The sequence below is a fragment of the Streptomyces sp. NPDC002730 genome (assembly GCF_042888805.1).
Lineage (GTDB): Bacteria > Actinomycetota > Actinomycetes > Streptomycetales > Streptomycetaceae > Streptomyces.
Genome location: NZ_JBIAQG010000020.1, coordinates 39630 through 53613, shown reverse-complemented (window position 1 = coordinate 53613; position 13984 = coordinate 39630). Strand labels below are relative to the sequence as shown.

At 69.7% G+C, this 13984-nt stretch carries 13 protein-coding genes; 4 read left to right on the top strand and 9 right to left on the bottom strand.

The window, feature by feature from the left end; translation table 11 throughout:
• Nucleotides 1–46: 46 nt before the first annotated feature.
• Together ACFYXH_RS37970 and ACFYXH_RS37965 are read left to right on the top strand one after the other, a co-directional pair.
• Nucleotides 47–2218, top strand: a complete 2172-nt coding sequence (locus ACFYXH_RS37970; RefSeq protein ID WP_389573195.1) for a RecQ family ATP-dependent DNA helicase — start codon at nucleotides 47–49, stop codon at nucleotides 2216–2218.
• A gap of 217 nt (nucleotides 2219–2435) precedes the next feature.
• Nucleotides 2436–3065 (top strand): hypothetical protein, encoded by a 630-nt coding sequence (locus ACFYXH_RS37965; protein WP_389573193.1) that lies wholly within the window; start codon nucleotides 2436–2438, stop codon nucleotides 3063–3065.
• 78 nt (nucleotides 3066–3143) lie between these two features.
• Here ACFYXH_RS37965 and ACFYXH_RS37960 read toward each other — a convergent pair whose 3' ends face one another.
• The 3 genes from ACFYXH_RS37960 to ACFYXH_RS37950 all read right to left on the bottom strand — a co-directional run bounded on the left by ACFYXH_RS37960 (nucleotide 3144) and on the right by ACFYXH_RS37950 (nucleotide 5248).
• Complete coding sequence (locus ACFYXH_RS37960) at nucleotides 3144–3764, bottom strand: hypothetical protein (RefSeq protein ID WP_389573190.1); 621 nt, start codon at nucleotides 3762–3764, stop codon at nucleotides 3144–3146.
• Nucleotides 3765–3846: 82 nt separating this feature from the next.
• Nucleotides 3847–4548, bottom strand: a complete 702-nt coding sequence (locus tag ACFYXH_RS37955) for a ribonuclease HII (RefSeq protein ID WP_389573188.1) — start codon at nucleotides 4546–4548, stop codon at nucleotides 3847–3849.
• Between the two features lie 73 nt (nucleotides 4549–4621).
• Nucleotides 4622–5248: a TetR/AcrR family transcriptional regulator gene (locus ACFYXH_RS37950; protein ID WP_389573185.1), complete on the bottom strand. Its 627-nt coding sequence runs from the start codon at nucleotides 5246–5248 to the stop codon at nucleotides 4622–4624.
• 120 nt (nucleotides 5249–5368) lie between these two features.
• On the opposite strand from ACFYXH_RS37950, the gene ACFYXH_RS37945 reads away from it, so the two are divergent.
• Nucleotides 5369–6922 carry an MFS transporter gene (locus tag ACFYXH_RS37945; protein WP_389573182.1) on the top strand — a complete coding sequence of 518 codons (1554 nt, stop codon included), beginning with the start codon at nucleotides 5369–5371 and terminating at the stop codon, nucleotides 6920–6922.
• A gap of 72 nt (nucleotides 6923–6994) precedes the next feature.
• Here ACFYXH_RS37945 and ACFYXH_RS37940 read toward each other — a convergent pair whose 3' ends face one another.
• The 6 genes from ACFYXH_RS37940 to ACFYXH_RS37915 form a co-directional block, all read right to left on the bottom strand.
• Nucleotides 6995–8692 (bottom strand): DUF4153 domain-containing protein, encoded by a 1698-nt coding sequence (locus tag ACFYXH_RS37940; RefSeq protein ID WP_389573179.1) that lies wholly within the window; start codon nucleotides 8690–8692, stop codon nucleotides 6995–6997.
• A gap of 210 nt (nucleotides 8693–8902) precedes the next feature.
• Nucleotides 8903–9811 carry an ADP-ribosylglycohydrolase family protein gene (locus ACFYXH_RS37935; RefSeq protein WP_389573176.1) on the bottom strand — a complete coding sequence of 303 codons (909 nt, stop codon included), beginning with the start codon at nucleotides 9809–9811 and terminating at the stop codon, nucleotides 8903–8905.
• Nucleotides 9812–9823: 12 nt separating this feature from the next.
• Nucleotides 9824–10483: a histidine phosphatase family protein gene (locus ACFYXH_RS37930; protein WP_389573173.1), complete on the bottom strand. Its 660-nt coding sequence runs from the start codon at nucleotides 10481–10483 to the stop codon at nucleotides 9824–9826.
• 96 nt (nucleotides 10484–10579) lie between these two features.
• A complete protein-coding gene (locus tag ACFYXH_RS37925; protein ID WP_362688882.1) occupies nucleotides 10580–11185 on the bottom strand; it encodes a YdbC family protein in 606 nt (201 codons plus the stop codon).
• 33 nt (nucleotides 11186–11218) lie between these two features.
• Complete coding sequence (locus tag ACFYXH_RS37920) at nucleotides 11219–12061, bottom strand: arylamine N-acetyltransferase (protein WP_389573170.1); 843 nt, start codon at nucleotides 12059–12061, stop codon at nucleotides 11219–11221.
• Nucleotides 12058–12891 (bottom strand): arylamine N-acetyltransferase, encoded by an 834-nt coding sequence (locus ACFYXH_RS37915; RefSeq protein WP_389573168.1) that lies wholly within the window; start codon nucleotides 12889–12891, stop codon nucleotides 12058–12060. Before ACFYXH_RS37915 ends, ACFYXH_RS37920 begins: the two co-directional genes overlap by 4 nt.
• A gap of 60 nt (nucleotides 12892–12951) precedes the next feature.
• Here ACFYXH_RS37915 and ACFYXH_RS37910 point away from each other — a divergent pair, with 60 nt between their 5' ends.
• Complete coding sequence (locus tag ACFYXH_RS37910; RefSeq protein WP_389573165.1) at nucleotides 12952–13920, top strand: DUF1152 domain-containing protein; 969 nt, start codon at nucleotides 12952–12954, stop codon at nucleotides 13918–13920.
• Nucleotides 13921–13984: the final 64 nt, after the last annotated feature.

The window sequence follows — 13984 nt, the reverse complement described above, 5'->3', positions numbered from 1 at the left end:
GCGGCCTCGTTCGCGCTTTGTCAGCGCCATCGGGTTGCATGGGGGCATGACCAACGCAGACCGCGCAGATCTCAGGGCCTCGGCCGACTCCGTACTCGCCCGCCTCGTCTCGGACACGACGGGCGCGGCCCGGCTGCGCGAGGACCAGTGGCGGGCGATCGAGGCGCTCGTGGCGGACAAACGCCGGGCTCTGGTCGTGCAGCGGACCGGGTGGGGCAAGTCTGCCGTGTATTTCGTCGCGACCTCGCTGCTGCGCGAGCGCGGCAGCGGACCGACCGTGATCGTCTCTCCCCTGCTCGCGCTCATGCGCAACCAGGTGGAGGCCGCGGCGCGGGCCGGTATCAGCGCCCGGACCATCAATTCCTCCAACACGGAGGAGTGGGACACGGTCCAGGCAGAGGTGGCCGCGGGCGAGGTGGATGTGCTGCTGGTCAGTCCCGAGCGGCTGAACAATCCCGATTTCCGTGACCAGGTGCTGCCCAAGCTGGCCGCCGCCACCGGTCTGCTGGTGGTGGACGAGGCGCACTGCATCTCCGACTGGGGCCATGACTTCCGGCCCGACTACCGACGGCTGCGCACCATGCTCGCGGAGCTGCCGGCCGGGGTCCCGGTGCTCGCCACCACCGCCACGGCCAATGCCCGTGTGACCGCGGACGTCGCCGAGCAGCTGGGTACGGGGGCGGGCACGGACGCCCTCGTACTGCGTGGCGCTCTGGACCGGGAGAGCCTCAGCCTGAGTGTGCTGCAGCTGCCCGATGCCGCGAACCGGCTGGCCTGGCTCGCCGATCATCTCGGCGAGCTGCCCGGCTCCGGGATCATCTACACCCTCACCGTCGCGGCTGCCGAGGAGGTCACGGCATATCTGCGCCAGTGCGGGCACAGAGTGGCCTCGTACACCGGCCGTACGGAGAACGCCGACCGACAGCAGGCCGAGGAGGATCTGCTCGCCAACCGCGTCAAGGCCCTCGTCGCCACGTCCGCACTCGGGATGGGCTTCGACAAGCCCGATCTCGGTTTCGTCGTGCATATGGGTTCGCCCTCCTCCCCCATCGCCTACTACCAGCAGGTGGGCCGGGCGGGCCGTGGTGTGGAGCACGCGGAAGTTCTGCTGCTGCCGGGCAAGGAGGACGAGGCGATCTGGCAGTACTTCGCCTCGGTCGCCTTCCCGCCGGAGGAGCTGGTGCGACGCACCCTCGATGTGCTGGCGCAGGCGGGCAGGCCGCTCTCGCTGCCCGCGCTGGAGCCGCTGGTCGAACTGCGGCGCACCCGGCTGGAGACCATGCTCAAGGTCCTCGACGTCGACGGTGCGGTGCGCCGGGTGAAGGGCGGCTGGACGACCACGGGACAGCCCTGGTCGTACGACGCCGAGCGGTATGCGTGGGTCGCCCGGCAACGGGAGTCCGAGCAGCAGGCGATGCGTGACTACGCGACGTCGACCGGCTGCCGGATGGAGTTCCTGCGACGGCAGTTGGACGACGAGGAAGCGGCACCGTGCGGTCGCTGTGACAACTGCTCGGGGGCCCGGTTCAGTGACAAGGTGTCCGCGGCGGCTCTGGATGCCGCGCGCGGGGAGCTGGGCAGGCCGGGTGTGGACGTGGAGCCGCGCAAGATGTGGCCGACCGGGCTGGCGGCGGTGGGCGTCAGCCTCAAGGGCCGTATCCCCGAAGGGGAGCAGTCCTTCCCGGGACGTGCGCTGGGGCGGCTTTCCGACATCGGCTGGGGCAATCGGCTGCGGCCGATGCTCGCGGCGCAGGCACCGGACGGTCCCGTGCCGGACGAGGTGGTGAAGGCCGTGGTGACCGTGCTCGCCGACTGGGCCAAGGGCCCTGGCGGCTGGGCGTCCGGCGCGGCGGACGCACCGCCTCGGCCGGTCGGTGTGGTCACCATCGCCTCCCGCAGCAGGCCTCAGCTGGTCGGATCCCTGGGCGGCCGGATCGCCGAGGTCGGCAGGATGCCGCTGCTGGGCTCTGTCGAGTACGTGCCCGAGGCGTTGGAGGCACGGATCTCGCGTACCAACAGCGCCCAGCGGGTGCGGGCGCTGCACGAGGCGTTCACGGTGCCTCCCCAGCTGGCTGAGACATTGGCCGAAGCCGACGGGCCCGTTCTGCTCGTGGACGACCTTTCGGACAGTGGCTGGACCCTCGCGGTGGCGGCGCGACTGCTGCGCAGGGCAGGTGCGCGGGGGGTGTTTCCGCTGGTCCTTGCTATTCAGACGTGACTGGAGGGTCACCGGCTACGCAATTGGGCAGGGATATGAGCGTCATACCCGCCGATTCCTGTCGGTGGCGCCAAATTGCTCGTTGCCGCATGCCCACGAGGCAGCAAGAATTGGAACGCTCCCCCGCACGGTCCGTTCGCGGTCCGGAAGGGCCGTGCCGCGGTGCGCCCTCACCCGACCCTGCCCGCACCGTGGGCGCGAATGTGAAGGGAGGACCGTGACCTTCGGATTCCCTCCGTCCGCAGCCACTTCGATCACCACGTCGGCCGGCTCTGCCAGCCGACTCGCCAGGATGCTCGAGCCCGCCGAGTGGGCAGCAGCCGGGATACCGCTGCTGCGCAACCCCCGCGAGGTGGTCAGTGGACTGCACACCCGGCACGCGCCGGCACCGGCGACAGGCGTCGTCGCCGTGCTCGACCACGAGGACCGGCTCGCTGCCAGTGCTTCGTTCTCCCAGCGTTCCGCGCCTGTGGACGGCTGGGAGTTCCGCAACGTGCTGCTGGCGCATCTCCGCCGGGTCATCCCGCACGATCTGCGTCTCCGCGCGCCCGTGCGTACCGCCGTGCTGCTCTACTGCCGTGAGGGCGACGAGCGTTGGACGGAGGAGGACGGGGCGTGGATGTGGGGGCTGCGGGACGCGTGCACCCTGCACGGGCTGCGCTGTGGTGCGTACATCACGCTGACGCGCGCCGGCTGGCAGGTGCTGGGCGAGGGCCGGGGCGGACGCCGACCCAACTCCACGTCGTCGCCCGGCCAGTTCTTCGACGGTGCGGCCGAGGCCGAGCCGCTGCCGCTGCGCACCGCGAGTGGCGCGGCTGAAGCGCTCCGGCGCACGGCGGCACGCTGAAGGTGCCACTCTCCGGCTGCCCACGTGGTGGGCAGCCGGGTCACGACCGGACCAGGCGGTCCGTACAAGCCGTGCGGCTCAGACGCCCGTGCCGAGCACGGTGTTGATCCGCTTGGGGTCTCCGCACACGATCAACAGTGCGGTCGCCTTCGCCAGTGCTGCAGGCAGCGCGTGGGCGGCTGCGTCGTCGGCGCCTCCGTTGATCGCGACGACCACCACGGGGCGGGCCGAAGCACGTCCCACCGCGGCGGCGTCGGCGTAGAAGACGTCGTCGCGGGCGTCGTGCTGGGCCCAGTAGGCGGCCTCGCCGAAGGACAACTCGTGCGCGGCCCACGGGTGCTGCTCGCCGGTGGTGAGCACCAGGACGTCGCCCGGCGCGCGGCCGGAGTCGAGCAGCAGGTCGACCGCCTCGTCGGCGGCGTCGAGCGCGCCGTCGACGGGGGCGGGGATCAGCTGGATCTGCGGCACAGCGCGATTCTCCGACCGGGGCGCCTGCGGCTGCCCGGCAGAGGTGTGCGTGCGCTGCACCGGCGGTGCGGGCCGGGCGGTACCGGGGCCCGGGTGTCCGGGACGCGGCGAGGCCGCGGAACGCGGACCGGGTACGGGACGGGGGGTCGGCGCGGTGCGGCCTGCGGCCGGAGTTGCGCGGGGACCCTGGGCACTCTCGTGAATCTGAGGCTCCTCGGGGATGAGAGGCATAAGTGGATGTCTATCAAACGCCGGTGCGGATGGCATCGGCGGGTGGGCACATAAGTGCGACCCTGCTGCGGGGAGGGCGAGTTCAGAATTCGAAGCCGAGCTGGCCCCCGCTTTCCAGTGCGGCCGCCTCGGCGGAGACGCGGACCTTCTTGAGGTGCCGCCACTGGGGCAGCGCGTCGAGATACGACCACGAGAGCCGGTGGTAGGGGGTGGGACCCCACTCCTCGAGCGCCGCCTTGTGCACGGGCGAGGGGTAGCCGGCGTTGGCGGCGAAGCCGAAGTCGCCGAACTCCCCCTGCAGTTCGGCCATCATCGCATCCCTGCGCACCTTGGCGATCACCGAAGCGGCCGCGACGGCGACGCAGGACTGGTCGCCCTTGATGACCGTACGAACCTGCCAGGGCAACCCCAGGTAGTTGTGCTTGCCGTCGAGGATGATGGCGTCCGGACGGACCGGAAGCGCATCCAGTGCACGGACGGCAGCCAGCCGCAGCGCCGCGGTCATCCCCAGCTGGTCGATCTCCTCCGGGGACGCGTGCCCCAGGGCATGCGACGTGACCCACTGTTCCAGCCGCCCGGCCAGTTCCGTACGGCGCTTCGGGCTGATCAGTTTGGAATCGGTCAGCCCGGGGGGCGGCCTGCGCAGTCCGGTGACCGCCGCGCACACCGTGACCGGACCGGCCCACGCCCCGCGTCCAACCTCGTCGACACCTGCGACGATCTTGGCGCCGGTGGTGGCTCGGATTGAGCGCTCGACTGTGTGGGTGGGTGGTTCGTACGGCATGGCGACAGCAAGCGTACGCCGCCGGACGCCGCCGGCGACAACCGGATTGCGCTCGGAGGCTGCGGGCCTGCGATCAGCCGGCGCCCGGGCGCAGCAGCGGCACCATGATCTGATCGATCATTTCGGCGATGTCCTCGTCCGGCCATTCGCTGCCGCACACCTTGGACCGGTACATCATCAGACCCGGAATCACATCGAAAACCAGCTCACCGATGGCGTCGGGGCGAACGTCGCCGCGCGTGACACCACGCCGCACCACCTCCCGGTAGAGCTGATTCGACGGCTCGACCACACGGCGCACGATCACCCCGTGGAAGCGCTCGGCGGTGGAGCTGTCGCACTCGTAAAGCACAGAGCGGAGCGCAAAGCCGGACCTGGAGTACATCGCGTCGCGCACCTGCCGGCAGAGCTGAAAGAGGTCCTCGCGGATGCTGCCGTGATCGGCGGCCTCGTCGAGTACCGGCAGCCCGGCCTGCAGGGCGTCCGCGACGAGATCCTCCTTCGACGGCCAGCGCCGGTAGACGGCGGCCTTGCCGGTCTGGGCCCCGGCGGCGACGCCCTCCATGGTGAGCCCGCTCCAGCCGACCGTACTCAACTGCTCCAGAGCGGCCTCGAGGATCGCGCGTTCCAGCACGGGTCCTCGACGGCGCAGCGAGACCGGGGGCGTCTCAGCGGCTGCAGTCCAGCGCGAATTGGCCATGTTCTTCTCTCCGTTGGGGACAGGAGCTGCAGTGAACGCTTGCGTTCACTGAGGGGGACTCTCTACGGTTGACAGGACAGTGAACGGCTGCGTTCACTAACTCACTTGTGGGGGACCATAGTGACAACCTCTCAATTAACTGCTCCAAGCAAACCGGGAGCGGCCCGCAGACAGGGACGCCCCGGGATAGCCCTGGCCGTCATTGCCGCGCTGCAGCTCATGGTGGTCCTCGACACCACGATTGTGAATATCGCGCTCCCGCACATCCAAGAGGCTCTCGAGTTCACCACGACCCAGCTCTCCTGGGTGGTCAACGCGTACACCCTCACCTTCGGCGGGCTGCTGCTGCTCGGCGGCCGGGCGGGCGACATCCTCGGCCGCCGGCGGGTGTTTGTCTTCGGTGTGCTGCTCTTCACCTTCGCCTCACTGCTGTGCGGCGTCGCGCAGGAGCCCTGGCAGATGCTCGCGGCCCGCGCGCTCCAGGGCGTCGGCGGCGCCATCGCCTCGCCCACGGCGCTCGCTCTCATCACCACGACCTTCCGCGAAGGCCCCGAGCGCAACCGCGCGTTCGGCATCTTCGCTGCGGTCTCGGCCAGCGGCGCGGCCATCGGCCTGCTCGCCGGCGGCATGCTCACCGAGTGGTTGAACTGGCGCTGGGTGTTCTACGTCAATCTCCCGATCGGAATCCTGATCGCGGTGCTCGCTCCGGTTTTCATCAATGAGTCCGAGCCGCACTCCGGCCGGTTCGACATCGCGGGCGCGCTCACTTCGACCGCGGGCATGGCGTCCCTGGTCTACGGCTTCATCCGGGCCGCCGAGGACGGCTGGAGCGACGGACTCACCCTCTCCTCGTTCGCCGCGGCGATCGTGCTTCTCACCGCCTTCGTACTGACCGAGCGGCGGGCGCGGGAACCGATCACTCCGCTACGGATGTTCGCCGACCGCAACCGCTCCGGCACGTATCTGATCATGATGAGCCTCGCCGCGGCGATGTTCGGCATGTTCTTTTTCATCGTCCTGTTCGTACAGAACGTGCTGGGCTACAGCCCTATCAACTCCGGTCTCGCGTTCCTGCCGGTCACGGTGATGATCGTGACGGCGGCCGGAATCTCCTCGAAGCTGCTGCCGGTGCTCGGTCCCAAACCGTTCCTGGCGGCGGGCGCGGTGCTCACCGGCAGCGGCATGGCATGGCTGACCGCGCTCGATCCCGGCAGCTCATATGCGGGCGGGGTGCTCGGTCCGATGCTGCTCTTCGGCTTCGGCATGGGGCTGGTGTTCGTGACAGCGACGCTCACGGCGGTCTCGGGCGTGGCGCAGCACGAATCGGGTGCGGCTTCCAGTCTGCTCAACGCCACACAGATGGTGGGTGGTTCCCTGGGGCTGTCGATTCTCATGACCGTCTTCAGTACCGCCAGCCGCGACGAGGCCGAACGGCAACTGCCGTCGTTCCTCGCGGATTCGACCCCTGCGCAGAAGGAAGTCTTCGCCAGGACGCACGAACTGCCCCCGCCGTGGGGGCACCAGGTGCTCGCCGAAGGCATCGCGACGGCGTTCTGGGCCGGCGTTGGTCTGGTCGGACTCGCCGTGTTGACCGCGGTGTTCATCATCCGCGTACGCAAGAGCGACCTGGAGGCGCTCAGCGGGGCGGCGGGCGCGGGCGGGCCAGCCGCGTAGATCCGCCACATTGGGGTACGGGTCGTGCGCGGGGGGCACGACCCGTACCTCAGCCTCCTTCAGCAAGGAGTCTCACGGCACGTCGTACGGGCTGATCTCGCCCTCCTCGCCGAACTGGGCGTCCTCGTCGTACTGGTCGCGCCCCGCACCGGGAATCCCCTGATCCCCGCAGGCATACCTGAAGGTGTCGACCTTCCGCTCCGCCAGGATCTTCCGCGCCCGCCACTCGCCCCAACTGGACGCGTACCAGGGCTTGTGCGTGCCCTCGAGGTTCGCCGCGATGCCCTTCAGTGCGCAGGAGCGCAGCGGCTCCGGCAGCCTGTCGAGGGCCGGTACGGCATCGGCCGACAGCTCCTGAAAGTACTCGACGTCGATCTTTCCGGTGCTCTCGTAACGCTGTACGTTCCGGTCGGCGACCATTCCGTCCGGGGAGAGCAGGCCGAAAACGAGCACGGCGACCGCGCCGCTCGCCGCGACGGCGCGTGGCAGCCACTTCACGCCGAACACCCCCGCCGCCATGATCAGGACGATCACCAGGCCGAGCCACAGTTCCATCGCCGCCACCGACACCCGCAGCCGCGTCAGCCCGTACGCGGCGACATACAGATCCATCCGGCGCAGCGCCGAGGCGACCACGACCAGGGTGAGCACACAGAGTGCGCCAAGGACGACATGGACCAGCGCACGGTCGCGGGCACCGGCGCGGGGGGCCCAGCGCAGCGCGAGCGCGATCACGAGCAGCGTGAGCAAGGTGGCCCAGAGCAGCTGCCAGAAGCCCTGCCGCGCGTACTCGGCGTACGTCAGTCCGGTCTCGCGCAACACCTTGTCGTAGCCGCCGAAGAGAACGGCGAGCTGGACGGTGATGAAGGCGGCGAAGAGCAGATTGAGCACGATGAGCGGCAGCGCCCACTCCCAGCGGGCGCGGGCCCGGCCGGGACGCACATCGAAACGGTCCCAGCGCACCGGGGCGGCGGCGGTGTGCGCGGCGGCGAGCGCTCCGACCAGGCCGAGCAGGAAGAGGAGGAAGCGCCAGGGGCCGTCGGCCACCGAGATGTCCGGGATCAGCCCGCCGAGCAGATCGGCGAAGGCCGCGTCGGCGCCCGCGAAGAGCGCGCCGAAAACGATCAGCAGCACCGCCGCGACCGCTGTCGTACGCACCACGGGGCCCCAGCGGCCGCGCGAGCTGCCCGCCCGCTCGCGCAGTCCCTGCGCTCCCCAGGCCATGCCGGAACCGATCGCGCCCAACAGTCCGAGCGAGCCGAGCAGTACGCCCGGCCAGGTGCGGCCGCCGTGCAGAGCCAGGGACCCGGCCGCCAGCGCGGAGACGACGGCAAGGAACGTCGGCCAGCCTGCGTCCCTCAGTACCGGAACCGCCAGCAGCACCACCCCGCCGACCGCCCACACACAGGTCCAGGGACGGAGTCGGCGACCGGCCGTGCGGGCTGCGAAATACGCGCCGAGGGCGGCGGGCACCGCCACGATCAGCAGGTTCAGACCTGCCCCGTCGCCCAGCAGAAACGCGCTGAGAACGGCCGTGGCCAGGGCCGACCAGAGCGTGGCGACCCGCACGCCGGCCGGCGGGCCGGGGCGTACCCGCACGAGCCAGGCAGCCGGCTCGTTGGACTGCCATTGCTGCCACTGGGGTGGCGGCTTGTACGGATCGGCCTTCACCTGCTTCGGCGCCTGCTTCGGCTCCGCGACCGGAACCTTCGGCTCCGCGCCCGGACCGGGCTCGGAAGCCGACGGCGGTGTGTCGCGTACGTCTGACACGGGACCCCCTCCCAACCGGGCGCAGCGCACGTCGGCAGGACGGTGCGTACGACCGGTGTCTCGTCTGCGCTCGCCCGTGATGATCAACGCAGCGGCGTGTCGGACAGGCTAGCTCCGGCACGCCCGATCGACGCCCCCGTATGCGCGCCCGAGGCCGGACCGTGACCGTCGGGCCGCGCCGCCGGCGGTCAACGGCCCGGCGGCCGCAGCTCAGCGTGCCCGGCCGGGCACCCACTCCGGAAGCGCTTCGGTCTGCTCCAGCCAGTCGGCCGGCGGCTGCCCCGCCTTGCCCGCAGCCACCACGCCACAGGCGATGGCGCACGTGGTGTCGACATCCCCGCCCACTTGTGCGGTCGTCCAGAAGACCCGCTCGAAGTCGCCGAGTGAGCGGGCCGCGGACCACAGGGCGAACGGCACTGTGTCGTGCGCACTGGTTCGCCGACCGCTGCCGAGGACGGCGGCGACCGTCCCGGCATCCTCGTAGTCGAGCATGTCCCGCGCCCGGCGCAGACCGGCTCCCACCGCGCTGCGCGGCACGAGCGCGACGACTCCGTCGAGCAGGTCCGCGGGCCCGGGCGGGCCTGCGGGATCCGCGACGAGCGCGGCGGCCGCCGCGACGGCCATGGCGCCGACGACGGCCTCACGATGCTGGTGCGTGGTGTACGAGGAGATTTCGGCCTGGTGGGTGGCCTGTTCCGGGTCGCCGGCGTACCAGGCGCCGAGCGGTGCGATACGCATCGCCGAGCCGTTGCCCCACGAGCCCTGGCCCTTGAAAAGCTCGGCGGCCAGCTCCCGCCAGTCGCCGCCCTCCCTGATCAGCCGGAGCATCCGGTTGACCGCCGGGCCGTAGCCGCGGTCGAAGTCATGATGCTCGGCGAAGGACCGGGCGAGCGCGTCCTGGTCCACCCGGTGGTGCTCCGCGAGAACGGCCAGTACCGAGCAGGCCATCTCGGTGTCGTCGGTCCACTGCCAGGGACCTGGCGGCAGCTCGCGCCGCTTCAGCAGGGGATAGTTCGCGGGTACGAAGAACTGGGAGCCCAAGGCGTCTCCCACGGACAGTCCGCGCAGGCTGTCCAGGGCGCGTTCGAAGCGCCGGTCGCGAGAGGAGTCGTCGGTCATCTTCCTGCCACTCTATCCGGTGACGCCGTACGGCTCGGGGGTCCGCCAGCGTTCGAACGGCCGGTCCAGTGTGTAGCGCCCGTCGTCGCCGAGCTGCAGAATCCGGGGCTCGGCGTTGTCCGGGTTGGACAGCGACTCGAACTCCGCCACCGACCAGTGGAACCACCGCATACAGAACAGCCTCATGGTCAGTCCGTGCGTGACCAAGAGCACGTTCGGCGGGTGGTCCGGCGCCTCGAAGCTCCGGTGCAGGCTCTCCAGAAACGCCCCCACCCGGTCGTACACATCCGCTCCCGACTCACCCTGGGCGAAGCGGTAGAAGAAGTGGCCGTAGGCGTCCCGGTAAGCCTTCTGCAGCCGTACGTCCTCCCTGTCCTGCCAGTTCCCCCAGTCCTGCTCGCGCAGCCGTGACTCCTCCCTGACCCGCACCAGCTCCGGGTCCAGGGCGAACGCCCGGAGGGTCTCATGGGTGCGGCGGTAGGGCGAGACATAGACACTGACGGTCTCGCGTCCGAACAGCTCACGCAGGCGCGCACCCGTTGCCTCGGCCTGGGCCCGGCCGGTCGGGGTCAGCCGCAGCGCATGGTCGGGCACGCGTTCGTACACGGTGTCATCGGCGTTCCCCTCCGACTCGCCGTGCCGGACGAGAACGATGCGTTGCGGTCGTGCCATGTCTTGACAGTAGTTCGGTCCGGACCCGGCCGAGTATTCGGGACGGGTTCCGGACGGCTTATCCGGCAAGTTCCACGGGCAGGCCGACAGCCGGACTCAGACCGTCCAGGACGGTTCGAGCTGCACCACATCACCGGCCAGCGCCGCGACATCCGCCTCGGTCTGCGCCCGTAGCAGCAGCCGCTCCACCCGCTCCCTCCGGTACTTCCCGTGCTCCGCCTCCGACCGCCACATCGACATCACCAGGAACTCGCTCCCCGGCGCCTCACCGAACACCCCGCGCAGCATCCCCGGCGACCCGGCCATCGCCGGGTTCCACACCTTCTCCTGCATCAGGGCGTAGTGCTCGACCCGGTCCTCGTGCACCCGGCAGTGCGCGACCCGCACCACGTCGGCGTCGGTGAACCGCGGCTCGAACCCCGTCTTCACATCGAAGCGGTAGTCGAAGAGCTTGACCTGTATGTCCTTGTACGTCCCCGACTGGCCGGCCGCGAGCCTGTCGTGGGAGCGCGCCATGAACGAGTCGTAGAACGCCCGGCTCTCCCAGAACGCGAATACATGGGCGACATGCGGCCGCCCCCTGCTCCACCCACCGCCCTGTCCCCGGAATCCCGGCTCACCCAGCAGCCCCGCCCACTTCCGCTGCCCCCGCTCGAACCCTCGACGGTCCACCACGGTGCAGCGAATCCACTTGACCAGCACCGCGCCATCGTACGGCGCGGAGCGTGGCCCCGGTCACTCTCGGGCGGAGTGCACCCGTATCAGCTCGGCCGACTCCTCTGCGTCCAGTTCGATCCCAAACACATCGGCGAGCATCTCGGGCAACTCCCCTGCCGGAACCTGCCGTTCCGTCTCGGGGGCGTGAGGGCGCGCGGTCGACAGCCGCGTGCCCGCCAGGCTGTGGCGTACGCCCTCTCCCGTCTGCTGCACCACGGCCCGCGCGATGAAGGGCGAGCGCGGATGCGTCGACGTGTAGTGGTTCATCACGGCGTAGTCGACGGGGAAACGCTCCTCCAGCGTGAAGCCGTACAGATCGAACCAGCCGTCCGGATGCAGCGAGCGCAGTGCCCTGACCCCCTTGTCCTCGCGAGCGATGGCGAACGTCCACCCTCCCTGGCTCACTTCGACGCCGTCACGCAGCGGTATCGGCTCCCGCAGCCCTTCCCCGCCGAACCCGACGTCACAGAGCCACGGCTCACCGTCGGCCTCGACCCTCAGCGTCATATGCGTGACGGGCCGCAGTTTCGTCTCGCCCATCCTGACCCGGGCGCCAAGTCCCGTCACGGCGAAACCGATCCGCTCCAGCACGGCCGCGAACAGCAGATTCTGCTCGTAGCAGTAGCCGCCGCGCCGTCGGCCGACCAGCTTCGCCTGCAGAGACGCGATATCCAGGGGGATCGGCCGGCCGAGCAAGATGTCCAGATTCTCGAAGGGAATCGCGGCCGCATGCGCCCGGTGGACGGCACGCAGCGTCGCGAGGTCGGGCTTGGCGCCCTCCCGGTACTCCGTACAGCCGGTGCGCCGCAGATACGCCGCGAGGTCCAGCTCGCCGCTGCTCCACGCCGTCTCCGTCGTCACCGGCACTCCCCACTGCGCTCGCTCAGTGCGCGCAGCCGCGCGGCATCCTCGGCATCCAGTTGGATGCCGAATATCTCTTCCAGTACGGCCGTCAGCTCACCCGCCGACACTATGCGCCGCTCGTGCGTACCGTCCGAACGCGACACGCTCAGTTCGTCACGCACAAGGGCGTGACGCACCTCGGGACCGGGCTGCTGCGCGACCACCTGACCGACGAATCGCGACTGCGGATGGCTCGAGCTGTAGTGGTTCATGACCGTGAAATCCGCGGGATAGAGCGATTGCGGAGCGAACGCGTACAGATCGGCCCACCCTTCGAGACGAAGAGTCCGCAGTACGTGAATCCCCTCGTCCTCCAGGGTGATTCCGAAGGTCCATCCGGCCTGCACCACCTCGGTCCCGTCCCGCAACGGCACCGGCTCCAGAATTCCGGACGCGCCGAACCCCGTGTCGACGAGCCAGGGTTCGCCGTCCACCGTCACCACCAGGACCGCATGGGTCACCGGCCGCAGTCCGGGTCCACTCGCCCGAACGCGGGCGCCGCGCCCCGCCACCTGGAAGCCAATCCGCTCCAGCACGGCGGCGAACAGGGAGTTCTGCTCGTAGCAGTAGCCGCCGCGCCGCCGGCCGACCAGCTTCGCCTGCAGGCTCTTCAGATCCAGCGGCACACTCCGGCCGAGCGCCACTTCAAGATTCTCGAAGGGGATCGATGCGACATGCGCCCGCATGAGCGCCCGCAGCGTCTCCAGATCCGGCGCAAGCGCTGCCCCGTCGTACCCGGTCCGCGCCAAGTACGCGTCCAGATCGAGTTCTTCACTACTCCACGTCATACTTCCCACCCCCGTCTCGTCGCCGACGACCCGAGCGGCCCGGCCTGCACAATGATCGTCATGACGGCGCTGCACACAAACCCTTTGTTCACTCGCCTCGAGTCCGCGGAACGCATTCTGGTCGCGGGCGCGGGCGGCGGATTCGATGTGTACGCCGGGCTTCCGGTGGCACTCTCCCTCCTGCACCAGGGCAAGGATGTACATCTGGCCAATCTGTCGTTCAGCGCGATCGAGGGCCTGCCACTGGACGCCTGGCTCGCCCCGGACGTCGCCGAGATCACTCCCGAATCGGCACCCCATCAGACGTACTTCCCCGAGCGCACACTCGCCCAATGGCTGGCCCTGCACGGCTACCCCAGTACGGTCCACGCCTTCGCCCGCGTCGGAGTCCAGCCACTGCGCGCCGCCTACCGGGCGCTGATCGAACGGTACGAGATCGATGCCGTCGTCCTCGTGGACGGCGGTACGGACATCCTCATGCGCGGCGACGAGTCAGGGCTGGGCACTCCCGAGGAGGACTTGACCAGCGTCGCGGCGCTCCATGGTCTCGATGGGATCGACCTGCCCGAGCGTCTGGTGGTTTCCCTCGGCTTCGGTGTCGACGCGTACCACGGGGTGAGCCATGGCCTCGTCCTGGAGAACATCGCCGCGCTCGAAGCGGACGGCGCGTATCTCGGAGCCTTCTCCGTGCCTCGCTCCACCCGGGAGGGCGCCCTCTTCATCGACGCCGTGGCCCATGCCCAGGCGCACACCCCCGACCATCCCAGCATCGTGAACGGTTCCATAGCCGCGGCGGTCCAGGGCGCCTTCGGGAACGTCCAGTTCACCTCCCGCACCCGCGGCAGCGAACTGTTCATCAATCCTCTGATGTCGATCTGCTTCGCCTTCGAGCTCGACGGCCTGGCCCGCCGCTGCTTGTATCTGGACCGGATCGAGAACACCCATCTGATCCGTCAGGTCAGCAGCGCCATCGAGTCCTTCCGCGAGGAAGTCGTGCGACAGCGACCGCCGCGGCTGATCCCGCACTGAGCGTAAGCAGGACTCCGTGGTGCGGGAGCGTGAGCATGGCAGCATGGTCAACCGACGTAAATCT